20 protein-coding genes are annotated in these 19,682 nt (G+C 64.8%); 11 read left to right on the top strand and 9 right to left on the bottom strand.

The annotated features are described in order from the left end of the window. The first annotated feature begins 99 nt into the window (after window positions 1-99). From ABIC90_RS22590 to nagZ, 10 genes are all read left to right on the top strand, one after another. Window positions 100-1,587: a DegQ family serine endoprotease gene (locus ABIC90_RS22590; protein WP_354358075.1), complete on the top strand. Its 1,488-nt coding sequence runs from the start codon at window positions 100-102 to the stop codon at window positions 1,585-1,587. 522 nt (window positions 1,588-2,109) lie between these two features. Continuing rightward, window positions 2,110-3,921 (top strand): translation elongation factor 4, encoded by a 1,812-nt coding sequence (lepA, locus tag ABIC90_RS22585; RefSeq protein ID WP_354358073.1) that lies wholly within the window; start codon window positions 2,110-2,112, stop codon window positions 3,919-3,921. A gap of 8 nt (window positions 3,922-3,929) precedes the next feature. After that, window positions 3,930-4,895, top strand: a complete 966-nt coding sequence (gene lepB, locus ABIC90_RS22580) for a signal peptidase I (protein WP_354358071.1) — start codon at window positions 3,930-3,932, stop codon at window positions 4,893-4,895. A gap of 31 nt (window positions 4,896-4,926) precedes the next feature. Further along, the gene (locus ABIC90_RS22575; protein WP_354358069.1) at window positions 4,927-5,295 is read left to right on the top strand and encodes a DUF4845 domain-containing protein; all 369 of its coding nucleotides are present in this window, start codon (window positions 4,927-4,929) and stop codon (window positions 5,293-5,295) included. A 17-nt stretch (window positions 5,296-5,312) separates the two neighbouring features. Next, window positions 5,313-5,999, top strand: a complete 687-nt coding sequence (rnc, locus tag ABIC90_RS22570; RefSeq protein WP_354358067.1) for a ribonuclease III — start codon at window positions 5,313-5,315, stop codon at window positions 5,997-5,999. Between the two features lie 7 nt (window positions 6,000-6,006). Next, window positions 6,007-6,990, top strand: a complete 984-nt coding sequence (gene era / locus ABIC90_RS22565) for a GTPase Era (protein ID WP_354358065.1) — start codon at window positions 6,007-6,009, stop codon at window positions 6,988-6,990. 1 nt (window position 6,991) lies between these two features. Further along, on the top strand, window positions 6,992-7,768 hold the full coding sequence (gene recO, locus ABIC90_RS22560) for a DNA repair protein RecO (RefSeq protein ID WP_354358063.1): 777 nt from the start codon (window positions 6,992-6,994) through the stop codon (window positions 7,766-7,768). After that, complete coding sequence (locus ABIC90_RS22555; RefSeq protein WP_354358061.1) at window positions 7,765-8,544, top strand: pyridoxine 5'-phosphate synthase; 780 nt, start codon at window positions 7,765-7,767, stop codon at window positions 8,542-8,544. The genes recO and ABIC90_RS22555 overlap by 4 nt, the downstream gene beginning before the upstream one ends. Beyond that, window positions 8,541-8,933, top strand: a complete 393-nt coding sequence (acpS, locus tag ABIC90_RS22550) for a holo-ACP synthase (protein WP_354358059.1) — start codon at window positions 8,541-8,543, stop codon at window positions 8,931-8,933. The genes ABIC90_RS22555 and acpS overlap by 4 nt, the downstream gene beginning before the upstream one ends. After that, the gene (gene nagZ / locus ABIC90_RS22545) at window positions 8,930-10,000 is read left to right on the top strand and encodes a beta-N-acetylhexosaminidase (RefSeq protein ID WP_354358057.1); all 1,071 of its coding nucleotides are present in this window, start codon (window positions 8,930-8,932) and stop codon (window positions 9,998-10,000) included. The genes acpS and nagZ overlap by 4 nt, the downstream gene beginning before the upstream one ends. A gap of 26 nt (window positions 10,001-10,026) precedes the next feature. Here nagZ and ABIC90_RS22540 read toward each other — a convergent pair whose 3' ends face one another. The 6 genes from ABIC90_RS22540 to ABIC90_RS22515 all read right to left on the bottom strand — a co-directional run bounded on the left by ABIC90_RS22540 (window position 10,027) and on the right by ABIC90_RS22515 (window position 15,882). Continuing rightward, window positions 10,027-10,533, bottom strand: a complete 507-nt coding sequence (locus ABIC90_RS22540) for a M48 metallopeptidase family protein (protein WP_354358055.1) — start codon at window positions 10,531-10,533, stop codon at window positions 10,027-10,029. Continuing rightward, window positions 10,530-11,789 (bottom strand): Hsp70 family protein, encoded by a 1,260-nt coding sequence (locus ABIC90_RS22535; RefSeq protein WP_354358053.1) that lies wholly within the window; start codon window positions 11,787-11,789, stop codon window positions 10,530-10,532. The genes ABIC90_RS22540 and ABIC90_RS22535 overlap by 4 nt, the downstream gene beginning before the upstream one ends. A gap of 5 nt (window positions 11,790-11,794) precedes the next feature. Further along, the gene (locus ABIC90_RS22530) at window positions 11,795-12,541 is read right to left on the bottom strand and encodes a class I SAM-dependent methyltransferase (RefSeq protein WP_354358051.1); all 747 of its coding nucleotides are present in this window, start codon (window positions 12,539-12,541) and stop codon (window positions 11,795-11,797) included. Then, on the bottom strand, window positions 12,538-13,542 hold the full coding sequence (locus tag ABIC90_RS22525) for a glycosyltransferase family 2 protein (RefSeq protein ID WP_354358049.1): 1,005 nt from the start codon (window positions 13,540-13,542) through the stop codon (window positions 12,538-12,540). Before ABIC90_RS22525 ends, ABIC90_RS22530 begins: the two co-directional genes overlap by 4 nt. Window positions 13,543-13,549: 7 nt before the next feature. Further along, on the bottom strand, window positions 13,550-15,112 hold the full coding sequence (lysS, locus tag ABIC90_RS22520) for a lysine--tRNA ligase (protein ID WP_354358047.1): 1,563 nt from the start codon (window positions 15,110-15,112) through the stop codon (window positions 13,550-13,552). A 122-nt stretch (window positions 15,113-15,234) separates the two neighbouring features. Next, window positions 15,235-15,882: an LON peptidase substrate-binding domain-containing protein gene (locus ABIC90_RS22515; protein WP_354358045.1), complete on the bottom strand. Its 648-nt coding sequence runs from the start codon at window positions 15,880-15,882 to the stop codon at window positions 15,235-15,237. 49 nt (window positions 15,883-15,931) lie between these two features. Between ABIC90_RS22515 and ABIC90_RS22510 the strand changes: the two genes are divergently transcribed. Continuing rightward, window positions 15,932-16,492 (top strand): YggT family protein, encoded by a 561-nt coding sequence (locus tag ABIC90_RS22510; RefSeq protein WP_354358194.1) that lies wholly within the window; start codon window positions 15,932-15,934, stop codon window positions 16,490-16,492. 81 nt (window positions 16,493-16,573) lie between these two features. Here the strand turns inward: ABIC90_RS22510 and accD are convergent, their stop codons facing one another. The 3 genes from accD to trpB form a co-directional block, all read right to left on the bottom strand. Continuing rightward, window positions 16,574-17,446, bottom strand: a complete 873-nt coding sequence (gene accD, locus ABIC90_RS22505; protein WP_354358043.1) for an acetyl-CoA carboxylase, carboxyltransferase subunit beta — start codon at window positions 17,444-17,446, stop codon at window positions 16,574-16,576. Between the two features lie 62 nt (window positions 17,447-17,508). Beyond that, entirely contained in the window at window positions 17,509-18,363 is an 855-nt protein-coding gene (gene trpA / locus ABIC90_RS22500; RefSeq protein ID WP_354358041.1) for a tryptophan synthase subunit alpha, read from the bottom strand. Further along, the gene (gene trpB / locus ABIC90_RS22495; protein ID WP_354358039.1) at window positions 18,363-19,649 is read right to left on the bottom strand and encodes a tryptophan synthase subunit beta; all 1,287 of its coding nucleotides are present in this window, start codon (window positions 19,647-19,649) and stop codon (window positions 18,363-18,365) included. Before trpB ends, trpA begins: the two co-directional genes overlap by 1 nt. Window positions 19,650-19,682: the final 33 nt, after the last annotated feature.

The raw sequence follows: 19,682 nt of genomic DNA, 5'->3' as shown, positions 1-19,682 counted from the left end.
CGGCTCGGCCACCGGCGCATGTCGGGCTGAACCAAGCCCGCATCCCCGACTCATAGCCCTTGTTGTTTCAGCTGTTCTGTTCTTTTTGAAAGAAAACCGATGATGTTCAAAGTCGACGGACACAAGCTTCGTTCTGGTGCAATGGCCTTCGCGCTTGCACTGACAGCCGGCGCCACCTTCCTGCCCGTTGAGCCTGTTCACGCGCAGACGCGGGCACTGCCCGACTTCACCGACCTGGTCGATCAGGTCGGTCCCTCCGTGGTCAACATCCGCACCGTCGAGAAAGTCGCCCAGCGCGGTACAGGCAACGGCGAGATGGACGAGGAGATGCAGGAGTTCTTCCGTCGCTTCTTCGGCCAACCCGCGCCGGGCACGCCGCGCCAGGGGCCTCGCCCCAATCGTCCGCAGCAGCCGCAGGAAGAAGAGCAGCGCCCGCGCGGCGTCGGCTCCGGCTTCATCCTGACGGGCGATGGGTACGTCATGACCAATGCGCACGTGGTTGAAGACGCCTCGGAGGTGCTGGTCACGCTGACCGACAAGCGCGAGTTCAAGGCCAAGATCATCGGTGCCGACAAGCGCACCGATGTCGCGGTCGTCAAGATCGAGGCCACCGGTTTGCCCGCGGTGAAGGTGGGCGATATCTCCAGGCTGCGCGTCGGCGAATGGGTGATGGCCATCGGCTCGCCCTTCGGCCTGGAAAACACCGTCACGGCCGGCATCGTGAGCGCCAAGCAGCGCGACACGGGCGAGTACCTGCCGTTCATCCAGACCGACGTCGCCATCAACCCCGGCAACTCGGGCGGCCCGCTCATCAACATGCGCGGCGAAGTGGTGGGCATCAACAGCCAGATCTACTCGCGTTCGGGTGGATTTATGGGCATCTCGTTCTCCATCCCGATCGACGAGGCGATCCGCGTGAGCGAGCAGTTGCGCACTTCGGGACGTGTGTCCCGCGGCCGCATCGGTGTCCAGATCGACCAGGTCACCAAGGATGTGGCTGAAGCGATTGGACTGGGCAAGGCGCAGGGCGCCCTGGTGCGCGGCGTCGAAGCCGGCTCGCCGGGCGAGAAGGCTGGTGTGGAGCCGGGCGACGTCATCACCAAGTTCGACGGCAAGGCCATCGAGAAGCCGAGCGATCTTCCGCGCCTCGTAGGCAACACCAAGCCCGGCACCAAGAGCACGCTCACGGTGTTTCGCCGAGGCAACTCGCGCGACCTGAGCGTGACCATTGCAGAGATCGAGCCCGACAAGCCCACCAAGCGCGCCTCCGATCGTGACGAGCCGGCGCCCAAGCCTTCGGCCTCCGCGGCAGCAAAGTCGCTCGGCTTGGTGGTCAGCGATCTCAACGACGCGCAGAAGAAGGAGCTCAAGCTCAAGGGCGGCGTGAAGGTCGACGCCTCCAGCGATGCAGCCCAACGCGCCGGTCTGCGCGAAGGCGACATCATCCTTTCCGTGGGAAATGTCGAGGTGGCCAACACCCGTGAATTCGAGTCGGCGATCGGCAAGGCGGACAAGGGCAAGCCGCTCAGCGTGCTGTTTCGCCGGGGCGATTGGGCGCAGTACGCCTTGATCCGTCCCGGACGCTGATCTGGCGTTGCCGTCAAGTGGCCCCACCCGGCAGTCGGGTTTGGGGCCGTTTTTTTGAGGTGTTTGCGACGTTCCGACGTGCGTCTTCAAAAAAATCTGGGGCAGCAAATTGCGTCAAAATTGTTTGCGACCACTAACTTATTGAAATGCTAAGGACGGATTTCGGTAGAATAGAGTGCTCGCGGCGGCCGGTCAGCGCATAAGGAGTGCAATGACCTTCACCATGCGAGATGTCAGACAGCAGTCCACCGGTGCTCCACAGATCGCCCACAAGTTGTTCATAGACTGCTCCACCGATCTTGTTGATAACCTGTTTATATCTTTGATGTTGTGGACCCGCAACGAGCCCTTTGGACCCTGTTCCCGGATGTACGTGCCTCCCTTTTTGCCTACAATGAAGTTCCAACTACTGCAGTTGCCATTGCTTGTTGGTTCAGGGCGCGTCTCCAGAAGACGCGCCCTTTTTTCTTGCCTGCTCTCTGCTGGGCACGAGCCAATTCAAGTACTTAAGCGTTCCCGTTGATGAATCACATCAGAAATTTTTCGATCATTGCGCACATCGATCACGGCAAGTCGACACTCGCTGATCGTTTGATCCAGCGTTGCGGCGGCCTCGCAGAACGCGAGATGGAAGCGCAGGTACTCGATTCGATGGACATCGAAAAAGAGCGTGGGATAACCATCAAGGCGCAGACCGCCGCGTTGCACTACAAGGCACTCGACGGCAAGGTCTACAACCTCAACTTGATCGACACACCGGGCCACGTCGACTTCTCTTATGAAGTGAGTCGCTCGCTGTCGGCATGCGAAGGCGCGCTGCTTGTCGTCGATGCATCGCAAGGCGTCGAAGCGCAGACGGTGGCCAACTGCTACACCGCGCTCGACCTCGGTGTCGAGGTGGTGCCGGTGCTCAACAAGATGGATTTGCCGAACGCCGATCCCGACAACGCGCGCACCGAAATCGAAGACGTGATCGGCATCGATGCGACCGATGCGATTCCATGTTCCGCCAAGACCGGCATGGGCATCGACGAGATCCTCGAAGCCGTCGTCAACAAGATGCCCGCGCCGCGCGGCAACCCCGACGGTCCGCTGCGCGCGATGATCGTGGACAGCTGGTTCGACGCCTACGTTGGCGTCGTCATGCTGGTGCGCGTGGTCGACGGCCGGTTGGTGAAGGGCGAGCGCATCAAGATGATGGCGTCCGGCGCCATGTACAACGCCGACAACATCGGCGTGTTCACGCCTGCCAATGAGCCACGCCCCTCGCTGGAAGCCGGCGAGGTGGGCTACATCATCGCGGGCATCAAGGAGCTGCAGGCCGCCAAGGTCGGCGACACGGTGACGCTGATCAAGCCGGGCACCGGCGGCGCGGCCGCCACTGCCACCGAGGCGCTGCCGGGCTTCAAGGAAATCCAGCCGCAGGTGTTCGCCGGCCTCTACCCGACCGAAGCCAGCGAGTACGACTCGCTGCGCGACGCGCTCGAAAAGCTCAAGCTCAACGATTCGTCGCTGCGCTACGAGCCCGAGGTGAGCCAGGCGCTGGGCTTCGGCTTCCGATGCGGTTTCCTCGGCCTCCTGCACATGGAGATCGTGCAGGAGCGCCTCGAGCGCGAGTTCGACCAGGACCTGATCACGACCGCGCCCAGCGTGGTCTACCAGGTGGTGCGCAACGACGGCGAAGTCATCATGGTCGAGAACCCGTCCAAGATGCCCGACGTCGGCAAGATGAGCGAGATCCGCGAGCCGATCGTGACCGTGCATCTCTACATGCCGCAGGAATACGTCGGCGCCGTCATGACGCTGGCCAACCAGAAGCGCGGCGTGCAGATGAACATGGCCTACCACGGCCGCCAGGTCATGCTGACCTACGAGATGCCGCTGGGCGAGATCGTGCTCGACTTCTTCGACAAGCTCAAGTCGGTCAGCCGGGGTTACGCCTCCATGGACTACGAGTTCAAGGAGTACCGCGCCTCGGACGTGGTCAAGGTCGACATCCTGCTGAACGGCGAGAAGGTCGATGCGCTGTCCATCATCGTGCACCGCACTCAGTCGCAGTACCGCGGCCGGGCGGTGGTCTCGAAGATGCGCGAGATCATTTCGCGCCAGATGTTCGACGTTGCGATCCAGGCCGCCATCGGGGTCAACATCATTGCGCGTGAGACAATCAAGGCCCTCCGCAAGAACGTGCTGGCCAAGTGCTATGGCGGCGACATCACCCGCAAGAAGAAGCTGCTCGAGAAGCAGAAAGCGGGCAAGAAAAGAATGAAGCAGATCGGTTCCGTCGAGGTTCCGCAAGAGGCCTTCCTGGCGATTCTGCAAGTCGAAGACTGATCAAGAAAATGGCACTCATCACTTCCCTGGTCCTTGCGGCATTTGCCAGCTATGTCGGCGCCTGGTATTTCGGCGCGCTCGAAGGCAACTTCGCATTGCTACTGTTCGTGGCCACGGTGGTCACCGGTCTCTACTGGCTGGCCGAGCGCTTCTATTTCCTGCCGAAACGCGAAGCGGCTGCCGCCCGGCTCGAAGCCTCGATGGCCGAGCGCAATGCGCGGCTGGCCGACCAGGGCATCACGCAGGTCGACACCGCCGACACCAAGGCCAGCGAGCGCCTGCTGATGCAGCCCTGGTGGCTGGACTGGACGGCCGGCCTGTTCCCCGTGATCCTGGTGGTGTTCCTGCTGCGCTCGTTTCTCTACGAGCCCTTCAAGATCCCGTCGGGTTCGATGATGCCCACGCTGCTGACCGGCGACCTGATCCTGGTCAACAAGTTCACCTACGGCCTGCGCCTGCCGGTCATCAACGCCAAGATCACCGAGGGCACGCCGCTCGCGCGTGGCGACGTGGTGGTGTTTCGCTACCCGCCCAAGCCGAGCATGGACTACATCAAGCGCGTGGTCGGCATCCCGGGCGACGAAGTGGCCTACCTGAACAAGAAGCTCACCATCAACGGCCAGCCGGTGTCCAAGGACCCGGCGCCCGACTACCTGGACGGCGAGTCGATGCGCCTGCTCAAGGAGTTCGACGAGAAGCTCGGCGAGAAGCAGCACAAGATCCTGAACGACGAAAGCGCACCTTCCTTCGTGCCGGGCGCCAGCGACTTTCCCTTTCGCGAGAACTGCCGCTACTCCGTCGAAGGGGTGGTGTGCAAGGTGCCGGCTGGCAACTATTTCATGATGGGCGACAACCGCGATAATTCGGCGGACTCCCGCTTCTGGGGCTTCGTGCCCGACAAAAATATCGTGGGCAGGGCATTTTTCGTCTGGATGAACTTCGGCGATTTCGGTCGCATCGGTCCGTTTCAATAAGCAATCCAACACGTTCGAGGGTTAAGAGGGCATGAAAACAAACCGGTCTATTCGTAGCAGGGCCGCAAATCAGCGCGGCATTTCTTTCATGGGCCTGCTCTTTCTCGCAGTAGTGATCGGCTGCGTCGGCGTGGTCGCTGCGCAGGTCGTTCCCACCTTGATCGAATGGCAAGCCATCGACAAGGCTGCCAACAAGGCCAAGGAAGGCACGACCGTGCCGGAAGTGCGCGCCATCTTCGATCGCGCCCAGGCCATCGACGACTTCCAGTCGGTTTCCGGCAAGGACCTGGAGATCAAGAAGGTCGGCGACAAGGTCGTCGTGTCGTATGCCTACGAGCGCGAGATCCCCTTGTTCGGCCCGGCCTACCTCACGCTCAAATACAAGGGCGAGACCCGCTGAACGCGGCGCTCAAAAAGGTGGACGGCAGCCTCGTCGCGCTGCAGGCGCGCCTCAAGCATTCGTTCGCCGACGCGCGGCTCCTGCAACTCGCGCTCACGCACCGCAGTTTTTCGGCCGACCACAACGAGCGCCTGGAGTTTCTGGGCGACTCGGTGCTGAATCTGGCCGTCTCGCACCTGCTGTACATCCGCCTTTCGGAATTGCCCGAGGGCGACCTGTCGCGCGTGCGCGCCAACCTGGTCAAGCAGGACACCCTGCACCGGCTGGCGCTCGAGCTGCAACTGTCGCCGTTGCTCAAGCTCGGCGAAGGCGAGGCGCGGTCCGGCGGACCCGGCCGGCCGTCGATCCTGGCCGATGCGCTCGAGGCGCTGATCGGCGCGGTCTACCTGGACGCCGGGTTCGCGGCCGCACAGGCGCTGGTGCACCGGCTCTACGAATCGGTCGAAATCAACCCGCGCATGGACGCGGCCGCCAAGGACCCGAAAACCGAATTGCAGGAATGGCTGCAGGGCCACAAAATGAAGCTGCCGATGTACCGCGTGGCGGCAACGCTGGGTGCAGCGCACAAGCAGACTTTCGATGTCGAGTGCGAGGTGTCCGAGTTGGGCTTTCGCGAACGCGGCATCGGCGGCTCGCGCCGCGCCGGCGAGCAGGCCGCCGCGGCCGCCATGCTGATCCGGCTCAAGGCACGCGGTGCCGCGTGAAATCACAATGAACGACGCTACCCTTCCAGACTCTGAAACCCCGGACGCCGCAAGCAACGCGGACGCCGCCAGCGGGCCGCAGCACTGCGGTCTCATCGCCATCGTCGGCAAGCCCAACGTGGGCAAGTCGACGCTGCTCAACGCGCTGGTCGGCCAGAAGATCAGCATCACCTCGCGCAAGGCGCAGACCACGCGGCACCGCATCACCGGCATGCGCACGCTGGGCACCCCGGAGGGCGGAGGAACGCAGTTCGTGTTCGTCGACACGCCGGGCTTCCAGACCCTGCACGCCAATGCCCTGAACAAGTCGCTCAACAAGACCGTGCAGGGCGCGGTGGGCGACGTGGACCTGATCCTGTTCGTGGTCGAGGCCGGCAGTTTCACGCCCGCAGACGAGCGGGTGCTCAAGCTGCTGGGCAAGGGCATTCCGACCGTGCTGCTGGCCAACAAGCTGGACAACGTGCACCGCCGAGGCGACATCGCTCCGTGGCTGCGGACCATGCAGGCCAAGCACGCCTTCGCCGAGTTCGTACCGATGTCGGCCAAGAACGCCAAGGACGTCGAACGCCTCTTCGGCATCTGCGAGAAATACCTGCCCGAGCAACCCTGGTTCTATGCCGAGGATGAGCTCACCGACCGCAGCGAAAAATTCCTCGCCGGCGAACTGGTGCGCGAAAAGCTGTTCCGCCTGACCGGCGACGAGCTGCCCTACACCTCGACCGTCATCATCGACAAGTTCGAGGAAGAGCCGCCCCAGAAAAAAGGCCAGAAGCGCCTGCTGCGCATCGCCGCCACCATCGTGGTCGAGCGCGACGGCCACAAGGCCATGGTGATCGGCGACAAGGGCGAGCGCATCAAGCGCATCGGCATGGAAACGCGCGTCGAGCTCGAGAAGCTGGCCGACGCCAAGGTGTTCCTCGAACTGTGGGTCAAGGTGCGTTCCGGCTGGGCCGACGACGAGGCGCGCGTGCGCTCCTTCGGCTACGAATGAAGTGGCCGCTGCCCACCGCGTTTCGCATGAACCGGCGTACGTGCTCCATCGCTACGACTGGAGCGAGTCGAGCCTGATCCTGGAGGTCTTCACCCGGCACCACGGGCGCATCGCGCTGGTGGCCAAGGGGGCGAAGCGGCCCAGCTCCAACTTTCGGCCTGTGCTGTTGCCGCTGCAGCCCTTGCAGCTCAACTATGGCGGCGATGCCGAGATCCGAACGCTCAAGGGCGCCGAATGGATGGGCGGCCACGTCATGCCGACCGGCGAAGCGCTGCTCTCGGGCTACTACGTCAACGAACTGCTGCTGCGCCTGCTGGCGCGGGACGATCCGCACGAAGCCCTGTTCGACGCCTATGCCGGCGTGGTGCAGGTGCTGGCCGGCGATCACGCCGGGGCGCAGGCGGCCACCCAGGCTGCCGCGTTGCGTGCCTTCGAATTGATTCTGCTGCGCGAAGTCGGCCTCTTGCCCTCGCTCGATGCCCAGACGCTGACCCTGGAGCCGCTGGCTGCGCAAGTGCGCTACAGCCTGGCGGCCGAAGCCGGGTTGCGATCGGCAGCAGTGGAGGGCGAAGCCGCGCTGCCGGGCGCCGATTGGCAGGCCCTGCAATCGGTGCTCGACGACCGCGCCCCCTTCACCGCGACCCTGCGCGAGATCGCCACCATGAACGCCGGCAGCAACAGCGCCTTGCGCAACCAGCTGCGCGCCTTGCTCAACTACCATTGCGGCGTGTCCACGCTGCGCACGCGGCAAATGATGAGAGATCTGCAAGCACTATGAGCACTCCAGGCAATACCGGCACCACCTCGCTCTCGGTCAACCTCAACAAGGTGGCTTTGGTTCGCAACACGCGCCACTTGGGCATTCCGAGCGTGCTGACGGCCGCCAATGCCTGCTTAGCCGCCGGTGCCCAAGGGATCACCGTGCACCCCCGTCCCGACGCGCGCCACATCCGCGCGCACGACGTGAGCGACCTTTCTGCACTGCTCGCCAAGGACTGGCCCGGCATCGAGTTCAACATCGAAGGCAACCCCTTCCACAACCTGATGGACTTCGTGCGCGAGCTGCGGCCGCATCAGGCCACCTTCGTGCCCGACAGCGAATCGCAGTCGACCAGCGACCACGGCTGGAGCTTTCCCGACGACGCCGAGCGCCTGCGTCCGCTGATTGCCGAAGCCAAGGCCTTGGGCGTGCGCGTCAGCCTGTTCATGGACCCCATCCCCGAGATGATGGCCGCGGTCAAGGCCGTGGGCGCGGACCGGGTCGAACTCTATACCGAAGGCTATGCCGCATCGCGGGGCACCGCCGACGAGGCGGCCGTGCTCGCGCGCTATGTCGAATCGGCACGGGCGGCTCAGGCTGCGGGCCTGGGCGTCAACGCCGGCCACGACCTGAGCCGCGACAACCTGACCGCATTCCTGAGCGCCGTGCGCGGCGTCCACGAGGTCTCGATCGGCCACGCCTTCGTCGCCGATGCACTCGAGCTCGGCTACACCGCCACGACGCGCGAATACCTGCGCTGCATTACCGAGGCGCAACAGGCCCGGGCTGCATGATCTACGGCATCGGCACCGACATCTGCGACCTGCGTCGCATCGCCGCGACCTTCGAGCGCCAGGGCGAGCGCTTCGCGCGCAAGGTATTGAGCGATGCCGAGTTCGCAGTCTGGCAGGCCCGCAGCGCGCGCTGGCCCAAGCGCGGCCTGAGCTACCTCGCCACACGCTTTTCCGCCAAGGAGGCCTTCAGCAAGGCCATCGGCCTGGGCATGCGCATGCCGATGACCTGGCGCCTGTGCGAGATCGCCAACCTGCGTAGCGGCAAGCCGGTGATCGTGCTGCACGGCGAGCTCAAGGAGTGGTTCGAGGCGAAAGGCCTTACCGCCCACGTGACCGTGACCGACGAAACCGAATACGCCGCGAGCTTCGTCGTGGTCGAGAAAGCATGAGCCGTCCCGAACACAGCCCGCTCATCATCGATGTGGCCGGCGCCGAACTGACCGCGGCCGACCGCCGGCGCCTGGCCGATCCGCTCGTCGGTGGCGTCATCCACTTTGCGCGCAACTGGCAAGACAGCGCACAGCTCACCGCGCTGAATGCCGAGATCAAAGCGATCCGGCCCGACTTGCTGATCAGCGTCGACCATGAGGGCGGACGCGTGCAGCGCTTTCGCACGGATGGCTTCACGCGGCTGCCGTCGATGCGTACGTTGGGTGAGCTGTGGATGGACGACCCGCTGCACGCCACGCAGGTCGCGACCGCCTGCGGCTTTGTGCTCGCATCGGAACTGCGCGCCTGCGGCGTCGACTTCAGCTTCACCCCTGTGCTGGACCTCGATCACGGCGAAAGCAGCGTCATCGGCGACCGCAGCTTCCACCGTGACCCGCGCGTCGTTGCGCTTCTCGCCAAAAGCTTGATGCACGGCTTGCTGCTCGCCGGCATGGGCTGCTGCGGCAAGCACTTTCCGGGGCATGGCTTCGTGAAGGCGGATTCGCACGTTGCCATTCCCATCGACCGGCGCAGCCTCAAGGCGATCCTCGCCGACGATGCGCAGCCTTTCCGGTGGCTCGCCAACACACTGAGCGCTGTCATGCCGGCGCATGTGATCTACCCAAAGGTCGACGTACGCCCCGCGGGCTTTTCGGCAAGATGGCTGCAGGACGTGCTGCGCACGCGGCTCGCGTTCGACGGCGCGGTGTTCAGCGACGACCTCAGCATGGAGGCTGCCCGTCGCATCGACGGCCGTTCGCTGAGCTACACAGACGCGGCGCTGGCGGCGCTCGACGCGGGCTGCGACCTCGCGCTCCTGTGCAACCAGAGCGTGGGCGAGGGTGCGCCGCTCGACGAGTTGCTGAGCGGCTTTGCCCAGGCGAAGCGCCGTGGCCGGTGGAAGCCGGTGGCGGCAAGCGAGGCGCGCCGGCGGGCGCTCATTCCGGCCACGCCAGCGCTGCCGTGGGACGCGCTGCTGAAAACCGCTGCCTACCGCAATGCCATCTCGTCGCTAGTGAATTTATAGCGTCCAACGTCTGCCAGACAGGCTTTTCAGGCCTGTTTCCACAGGGGCGCGCCGCCGTTCTCCAGGTGCGTGAGGTAGAGGCGCAGGTCCAGTTCGAGCCGGTGGTAGTCCGGCTCCATGTGCGTGCACAGCGCGTAAAACGCCTTGTCGTGGTCGCGCTCTTTCATGTGCGCGAGCTCGTGCACGACGATCATGCGCAGCCACCCCTCGGGCACGTGCTTGAACAGGCTGGCAACCCGCATTTCGCGCTTGGCCTTGAGCTTGCCACCCTGCACGCGCGACACCGTGGTGTGCGTGCCCAGCGCGTTGCGGATCACATGCAGCTTGTTGTCGAACATCACCTTGGCAAGCGGCGGCGCGTTGCGCATGAATTCGCTCTTCAGCCCGCCCACGTAGTCGTAGAGCGCTCGGTCGGTCCGCACCTCGTGCAGGTCGGGGTAGCGGCCCTTCAGGAGCGGCGCCAGCCGGTCTTGGTCGATGAGCTGTTGCACCTGCGCCTGCAGCGTCGGCGCATAGCCGCTCAGGTACCTCAACGGAACCTCGCCGCGCAGGCCAGGCCCGCCGCCACGCCCCCGAACAGGTCGCCCTCGACCAGCGGCACGCCGGCGAAGCTCTTGCGCAGCGCCTGCTGGAACGGGCGCAGGGCCGATGAGCCACCTGTGAGATAGACCGCGTCGAGGTCGCTGCTGCGCAGCCCGGCGCGCTTCACGCAGGCATGGGCGCAGGCCACCACGTTGTCGAGCAACGGCGCGAGCTGCTGTGCCATATCGGCCGGCGACATCGACGCCGCGAGCGTCGCTTCGATGTACGACAGGTCGATGGACGCCGGCGCATCGGTGACGGAGCTGTCGATCTTCATCTGCTCGACCTCGCTTGCCAGGCGGTGGCCGTAGCGCTCTTCCAGCACCAGCATCAGCCGGTTGTGCAGGCGCGTGTCGCCGTAGTTGGTGCGCAGCTCCTGCGCCTGGCGGACTGCCTTCGGCGCATAGAGCCAGTTGATCAGGTGCCAGGACGACAGCTCGAAGAACACCTTGCTCGGCACCTCGCGGCCCTGGGCACCGGTATGACGAAAGCCGAACAGCGGCATCACGCGGTCCAGGTTGAGTCGCTGGTCGAAGTCGGTGCCGCCGATGTGCACGCCGGTGGTCGCGAGCACGTCGTCGTCGCGCTCGGCATGCGCTGCGCGTTCAGGGCCAACCCGCACCACCGTGAAGTCGGAGGTGCCGCCGCCGATGTCGACGATGAGGATGAGCGACTCTTTCGTCACGCGCTGCTCGTAGTCGAAGGCGGCGGCGATGGGTTCGAGCTGGAACGCGACGTCGCGAAAGCCCGCGGCGCGTGCGGCGTGGCGCAGGCTTTGCTCGGCGCGCTGGTCGCGCTTGCTGTCGTCGTCCACGAAGTGCACCGGGCGGCCAATCACCACGCGTTCCGGGCGCTGGCCGAGCTCGCGCTCGGCGCGCGTGCCCAGCTCGTGCAGGAAGCGCGCGATGATGTCTTCGAAGCTCACCAGGCCGTCGTAGATCGCTGTCTGCTCCTGCATGAGCGCGCTGCCCAGCAGGCTCTTGAGCGAGCGCATGAGCCTGCCCTCGGTGCCGGCAAGATAAAGCGCTATCGCCTCGCGGCCGAAGTGCGTCTTGCGGTCTTCCGCGTTGAAGAAGACGGCCGTGGGCAAGGTGGTCGCGCTGCCTTCAATCGGCAACAGGCGCGCCGTACCGTCGACCACGCAGGCGACCGCCGAATTGGAGGTACCGAAGTCGATGCCGATGGCGGACGCTGTCCGGTCGTGCACGGGCCTCAAAAGACGGCGTTCTTCACGACGCCGTCGTGGCGGAAATCGCGTGCATCGTTCTGGATGCCGTTGTTGGTGCTCCAACTGCTGCTGAAGCATCGACGCGAGTCGATCCGGAAGGCCACGATGGACTCGTAGAACGCGGTCGAGTAGACGCGCCGACCGTAGTTCTTTCCGACGTATTGCACGGCCGGAAACCGCGCGTTGATCGAGTCGACCATCTTCCTGGCGAAGTTGATGAACGAATACTCGGAAGGGTTGTGGAACTCGCTCAGGTAGCTGGCGTGAACGTCCTCCACGATCAGCAGGCCCCCGTCGTTCAGGTGGTCGATCGCCTTGTCCGTCGTCACGATCTGCTGGTGGTTCATGTGGCCGCCATCGTCCAGCAGCACGTCGACCGGCCCGACCTGTGCGTAGAACCGGTCCCAGAATGCCGGGTCTGCCTGGTCGCCGATGTGAATCTCGAAGCCGTGCGCCTCCCAGCGCTTCGCGTCGGGGTTCAGATCGATCCCGATGATGCGTGCTTCGGGTCCGAGGAACTTGCGCCACATGAAGAGCGAACCCCCGTGGAAGATGCCCACCTCGACGAAGGTGATCGGCTTGCCCACGTAGGGCCGCAGGAGTTCCTCGTAGACTTGGAAGTACGAGTCGTGCTTGACCGACAGGTAGGTGCCCTCATTGAAGATCTGGAAGAGCTCGAGTTGGGCGTTGATTTCGGCCCCGGAGGGCGGGTTGGCGGGAAGCGGGGTCATCGGTCGGTCTCCTGTGCGAGGGATTGGCCGGCACTGGCGGTGCGGAAAATTTCATCCAGCACCGCGAACTGGGCGGGTTCGATGAAGCCGGCTTCGGCCGAGAGGGCGCGTGCGCCATTGAGCTTCATCAGCAGTGCTTCGCGGCTTTCGTGCGCGCATTGTCCCCAGCGGCAATTCACGTGCGAGACGGCCAGGCCGGCCGCGGCGTGGAGTGCCACCATGTCTTCGAGCGGCCAGCCGCGCGGGCGATGCATGTGGTGGAGCGTCATCAGACGCTCGCATGAGGCGCCATCGAGGGCGGGGAAATACATCGGCAACAGGCGGCGGTACAGGCGGTCTTTGGCCCGATCGATGCGCGCGGTGTCGATGTTCATCGACGTCATCTCGTGGTGCACACGGTACCGGGTCAGCGGCTCGGCGATGTTGGCGAATTTCGCGCCGGCGAGCATGCAATCGAACCAGAATCCCAGGTCGTCCATGACGTAGAGGTTTGCGTCGAACTGCAGGCGGTGCTGGCGGTAGAAACCCACGCGGCCCATCGACGCCTGGTTCGCGAAATAGCTGACCCCGGACACGAAGCGCGCTTTGATCTTGTCGTCGGTCAAGGGCATCTCGCTGACGGAGACTTCCATCGCTCCGAAATGCTCGACCTGCGAGCCGACAACCGTGATGTCTTCGTGCGCCCGCAGGAACTCGATCTGCTGCGCGAACCGGTCGGCACGCGGCAGGTCGTCCTGGTCCACCCGAGCCAGGAACGGGCCGCGTGCCCTGGCCACGCCGATGTTCATGTTGGTCGGCAGGCCCAGGTTCAAGTCGTTGCGATGGACCTTGACGCGCGCATCGCGGAAGCCGTGCGCGATGTCCAGCGAACCGTCGGTGCTGCCGTCGTCGAGCACCAACAACTCGAAGTCCTCGAAGCTTTGCCCCAAGATGGCCTCGATGGTTTCCGCCAGGTAGCGCTCGCCGTTGTAGGTGGGCAGGACGACGGTCAACGCGGGCATGCGACGCTCAGCCTTCACGCCGCAAGGCCGGGAACAGAATCACGTCGCGAATGCTCGGCGAATCCGTCAGCAGCATCATCAACCGGTCGATGCCGATGCCGCAGCCGCCGGTGGGCGGCATGCCGTATTCGAGCGCGCGCACGAAGTCGTGGTCGTAGAACATGGCTTCGTCGTCGCCGCTGTCCTTGGCGGCCACCTGCGCGTTGAAGCGCGCGGCCTGGTCTTCGGCGTCGTTCAGCTCGCTGAAGCCGTTGCCGAATTCGCGGCCCGTGATGTACAGCTCGAAGCGCTCGGTGACCTCGGGGCGCTCGTCGTTGGCGCGCGCCAGCGGCGAGATTTCGGTCGGGTGCTCCATGATGAAGGTCGGCTGCCAGAGCTTCTCTTCCACGGTCTCTTCGAAGTACATCACCTGCAGGCTCGCGAGGCTGCGCTGCGAGAGCTTGTCTTTTTCTTCGCTCAGGCCCAGCTTGCGCAGGGCGTTGATGAGCCAGGCGGTGTCGTCCACGCCATCGCCGGCTTCGGTGTGCTTGAGGATGGCTTCGCGGATCGTCAGGCGCTCGAAGGGCAGGGTCAGATCGACGGACTTGCCGCCGTAGGTGAGCTGTTGCGTGCCCACGGCCTTGTCGGCGATGGTGCGGATCAGCGTCTCGGTGAAGTCCATCAGGTCGCGGTAGTTCCAGTAGGCCGCGTAGAACTCCATCATCGTGAACTCAGGGTTGTGCCGCACCGAGATGCCCTCGTTGCGGTAGCTCCGGTTGATTTCGAACACGCGCTCGAAGCCGCCGACGATCAGGCGCTTCAAGTACAGCTCGGGCGCGATGCGCAGGAACATCTCCTGGTCGAGCGCGTTGTGGTGCGTCTTGAAGGGCTTGGCGTTCGCGCCACCCGGGATGGGGTGCAGCATGGGCGTTTCGACTTCGAGGAAGTCGTTGGCGACCATGAACTCGCGCAACGCGCTCACTGCCTTGCTGCGCGCGGTGAAGCGCACGCGGGCCGATTCGTCGGTGATCAGGTCGACGTAGCGCTGGCGGTACTTCTGCTCCTGGTCGGCCATGCCGTAGAAGTCGCCGGGCAGGGGGCGCAGGCTCTTGGTAAGGAGGCGCAGCTTCGTCACCTTGACCGACAGTTCGCCGGTCTTGGTCTTCATCAACGTGCCTTCGGCACCCAGGATGTCGCCCAGGTCCCAGCGCTTGAATTCGGCATAGGCTTCTTCGCCGACGGCATCGCGCGTGACGTAGAGCTGGATGCGGCCCGTGGCGTCCTGCAGCGTTGCGAAGCTGGCCTTGCCCATCACGCGTTTGAGCATCATCCGGCCCGCCACGCTGACGGGAATGGCCTGTGCCTCGAGCGCTTCGGCTTCGACCGAGTCATGCGCCGCAACGAGCGACGCGGCGCGATGGCCCGGCTTGAAGTCATTGGGGAACGCGACGCCCTTGCCCTCGACCTGCGCGGCACGCAGCAGCTTGAGCTTTTCGCGGCGTTCGGCGATGAGCTTGTTGTCATCGACGGCAGGGGCTGCGGCAGGCGCCACGGCGGGCGTAGGAATGGGAGGAGTCAGGTGATCGGACATGAGGAGCGGGTGATGCGCAACGAAGCGTGCGCGAGCCCGGCATTTTAGCCGATCAGGTCCGAGTGAAAGCGGCTCGCAGCGCCCGCCAATCCTGTGGGATATGCTACGGAAAATATAGCGAACTATTCAGTGATGCCCGTGCGCGCCAGCAGATCGCTGACCAGCTCGAGCCGCATCAGCGGGCTGTCGAGCTCCATCATCCGTTGCCGCAGCTCGAGCTGCATCGGCACCAGCTCGCACCAGCGGTTGGCCACCCAGCCGCAGTCGTTGAAGCGGTAGGGCTCGCCGATGGGCAGTCGCCCGGTCTCCGCGCCTTGCGCGCGGCGGCGTTCTTCGAGCGTCTCGACCAGGCGCCGCAAGGCAGTGGCGGTGTGCTGCAGGTCGTCGGGGATCTCGAGCGTGACGTCGTCGAGCACGGCTTCCACCTCGGCGACCCACAGGCCGTACTTCTGCAGTTCGGTGCTGCGAACGCGAAAGCGCTGCGTACCGACGCATTCGATCTGGAGCAGGCCGCTCTGCGGCGACTCGAACTCGCGAATGACGGCCAGCGTGCCGACGGCGGCGAAGCCCTCCGCGTCGGCGCCGGCCTTGCGTACCTCGCTGCCGTGCGTGAGGCTGACCACGCCGAAGGGCGCGTCGGCCTTGCGGCATTTGCCGATCATGTCCAGGTAGCGCACCTCGAAGATGCGCAAAGGAAGCAGGCCGTCCGGGAACAGGACCGTACCGAGCGGGAACAATGGCAGTGAATGCAGAAGGGGCTGTGTCGTCATCAAAAAACCTTGCATGGCTATCATCGCATTCCGCTCACGACCGCGCCCCATGCTCTACCAGATTCCTTCTTTTCTCCTCGACGTGATCGTCGGCCTGCTCGGCGGCGCCTGCCTGCTGCGCCTTTACATGCAGTACCACCGGGTGCCGTTCGGCAATCCGCTCGGGCGCTTCGTGTTCGCAGTCACCGACTGGATCGTGCTGCCGCTGCGGCGCATCGTGCCGACGGTCAAGCGCTGGGACCTGTCGAGTCTGATCGCCGCCTGGCTGCTGGTGATGGTGAAGTTCCTGCTGCTGTGGTTGCTGATCGGCAACCTGGGGCGCATCGTCACCCTGCCGCTGGTGTCGCTGGTGGGTTTACTGCAGCTCGCGGTTTCAGGGCTGACCGCGTTGCTGGTGGTCTATGCCGTGCTGTCATGGATTCCAAGCGCATCGCCGATGCTGCTGGACCTGATCTCCCGGCTGGCCGAACCGCTGGTGCGCCCGTTCCGCCGCTTCATTCCGCTGATCGGCGGCGTGGACCTGTCGCCGCTGGCCGCCATCGTGGTGCTGCAAGTGATCGCGATCGTGCTGAGCAATCTGCTGGTATTCGCCTATCGATTGACCTTCTGAGGCGAGGCGCCGCCAGAAAAAGGGCCCGGTGTGCATTGCACCCCGGGCCCTTCTTTCGTCGGCTTGTTGCGTGTGGCTTGCTCAGCTCACTGCGTCGGCCGGCTGGCGCAGCAGCATTGCCAGCGTGCTCGCAATCGTCTTGCGCAGTTCGCGGCGGTCGCTGATGAAGTCGATCGCGCCCTTGGTCTGCAGGAACTCGGCGCGCTGGAAGCCTTCCGGCAGGGTCACGCGCACGGTCGACTCGATCACGCGGGGGCCGGCAAAGCCGATCAGCGCCTTGGGTTCGGCAATGACCACGTCGCCCACGAAGGCGAAGCCGGCGCTCACGCCGCCCATGGTCGGGTCGGTCAGCACGCTGATGTAGGGCAGGCCCTTCTTCGCCAGGCGCGTGAGCGCGGCGTTGGTCTTGGCCATTTGCATGAGCGAGAGCAGGCCCTCCTGCATGCGCGCGCCGCCGGTCGCGGTGAAGCAGATGAACGGCACTTTCTGCTCGATGGCAGTCTCGACGCCGCGCACGAAACGCTCGCCGACCACGCTGCCCATGCTGCCGCCCATGAATTCGAACTCGAAGCAGGCCACGACCACGTTGATGCTGTGCACCGAACCGCCCATGACGACCAGTGCATCGGTCTCGCCGGTGTTCTCCAGCGCTTCCTTGAGCCGCTCGGGGTACTTGCGGCTGTCCTTGAACTTGAGGGCGTCGACCGGGAGCACTTCCTGGCCGACTTCGTAGCGTCCCTCGGCATCGAGGAAAGCATCCAGCCGCGGGCGGGCGCCGATGCGGTGGTGGTGGCTGCAGCTCGGGCAGACGTTCTGGTTGTGTTCCAGATCGGTCTTGTAGAGCACCGTCTCGCAGGCCGGGCATTTGATCCACAGGCCCTCGGGCACCTGGCGGCGCTCGGCAGGGTCGGTTTGTGCGATCTTGGCGGGTAGCAGTTTTTCAAGCCAGCTCATAGGACTCCGGAATTAGCTCCCCTCTCCTTGGGGGAGAGGGGTTGGGGTGAGGGCAGGCCAGATTATCGGCCAGCCGCATTCTTGGGGGTAGCCGCCGGCAGGGCGTCCAGCGCCTCGCGGATGCCGGCGAGGAATTCGCGCACCGCGGGCACCACCTTCTCGCGCGGTTGCCCGTCGATCAGCTGGATGATCTTGGTGCCGATCACGACGGCATCCGCCGCCGAACCGACCGCCTGCGCGGTGCGCGCGTCGCGGATGCCGAAGCCCACGCCCACCGGGATGCTCACATGCTGGCGGATGCGCGGGATCATCTGGCCGACCGCCTCGGTATCGAGGTGGCCCGCGCCGGTCACGCCCTTGAGCGACACGTAGTAGACATAACCGCTCGCGATGCGTGCGACCTGCGCCATGCGCTCGTCGGTGCTCGTGGGCGCCAGCAGGAAGATCAGGTCGATGTTCGCGGCCTTCAGGTCCGCGGCGAAGGCCTCGCATTCTTCAGGCGGATAGTCGACCACCAGCAGGCCGTCGACGCCGGCGGCCGACGCATCGCGGATGAAGGCGTGCTTGCCGTGCACGAGGTCGTAGCGCTCGACCGGGTTCGCGTAGCCCATCAGCACCACGGGCGTGGTCGCGTCCTTCTGGCGGAAGTCGGCCACGAGCGCAAGCACCTGCTTCATGCCGACGCCCAGTGCCAGCGCGGCTTCGCCGGCTTTCTGGATCACGGGGCCGTCGGCCATTGGGTCGGAAAAAGGCACGCCCAGCTCGATCACGTCGGCGCCCGCCTCGACCATACCGTGCATCAGCTCGGGCGTGATGTCGGCAAAGGGGAAGCCGGCGGTGACGTACGGAATCAGTGCCTTGCGGCCCTGCGATTGAAGCGTCTTGAAGGTGGCCGAGATGCGGCTCGTGCGGCTCATCACTTGCCTCCCTTCACGCTCAGCCCGCGCATCGAGGGGCGGTCGTAGAAATCGACGCCCGACAGGTCGGCCACGGTGCCGATGTCCTTGTCGCCGCGGCCCGAGAGGTTCACCAGGATCGACTGGTCGGGGCGCATGGTTTTGGCGAGCTTCAGCGCGTAGGCCACGGCGTGGCTGGATTCGAGCGCGGGAATGATGCCCTCCGTTCGACACAGGTAGTGAAAGGCTTCGAGCGCCTCGACGTCGGTGACGCCCACGTACTCGGCGCGTCCGATGTCGGCCAGGTACGCGTGCTCGGGGCCCACGCCCGGGTAGTCGAGGCCGGCGCTGATGCTGTGGGTCTCGGTGATCTGGCCGTCTTCGCTCTGCAGCAGGTAGGTGCGGTTGCCGTGCAACACGCCAGGGCTGCCGCGCAGGATCGAGGCCGCATGCTTGCCGCTGTCCAGGCCTTCGCCCGCCGCTTCCACGCCGATGAGCCGGGTGTTGGCGAACGGAATGTAGGGATGGAAGATGCCGATCGCATTGCTGCCGCCGCCCACGCAGGCGACCACCACGTCGGGCTGCTTGCCCTCGGCTTCGCCGGTAATGCCGTCGGCCGCCAGCATGGCGGGCATCTGGTCGATGCACTCGGTGCCGATCACGCTCTGGAAGTCGCGCACCATCATCGGATAGGGATGAGGACCGGCCACGGTGCCGATGATGTAGAAGGTGTTTTCCACATTCGTGACCCAGTCGCGCATCGCTTCATTGAGTGCGTCTTTCAGCGTCTTGCTGCCCGATTCGACCGGCACCACTGTGGCGCCGAGCAGGTTCATGCGGTAGACATTCGGGCTCTGGCGCTTCACGTCCTGGCTGCCCATGTAGACCACGCATTCGAGGCCGTAGCGCGCACAGATGGTGGCGGTGGCCACGCCGTGCTGGCCGGCGCCGGTCTCGGCGATTACACGGGGCTTGCCCATGCGGCGCGCGAGCATCGCTTGGCCGATCACGTTGTTGATCTTGTGGGCGCCGGTGTGGTTGAGGTCTTCGCGCTTGAGGTAGATCTGCGCGCCGCCCATTTCGCGGCTGGTGCGGGCGGCGTGGTAGATCGGCGAGGGGCGCCCCACGAAGTGCTTGAGCTCGTAGTGGAATTCGGCGAGGAACGCCGGATCGTTCTTGAACTTGGCGTACGCGTCGCGCAGTTCGTTGATCGCGTGGGTGAGCGTTTCGCTCGCGAAAGTGCCGCCGTAGTTGCCGAAGTGGCCGGTGGCGTCGGGTTGCTGGTAGTCCTGGAAATTGCTTTGCATGGTTCTCGATCGTTGGGCCGCAGCCCGAATGAC

Origin of the sequence: Variovorax boronicumulans (assembly GCF_040544675.1) — a bacterium.
Classification (GTDB): domain Bacteria; phylum Pseudomonadota; class Gammaproteobacteria; order Burkholderiales; family Burkholderiaceae_C; genus Variovorax; species Variovorax boronicumulans_D.
This window is presented reverse-complemented; position numbering and strand designations above follow the sequence as displayed.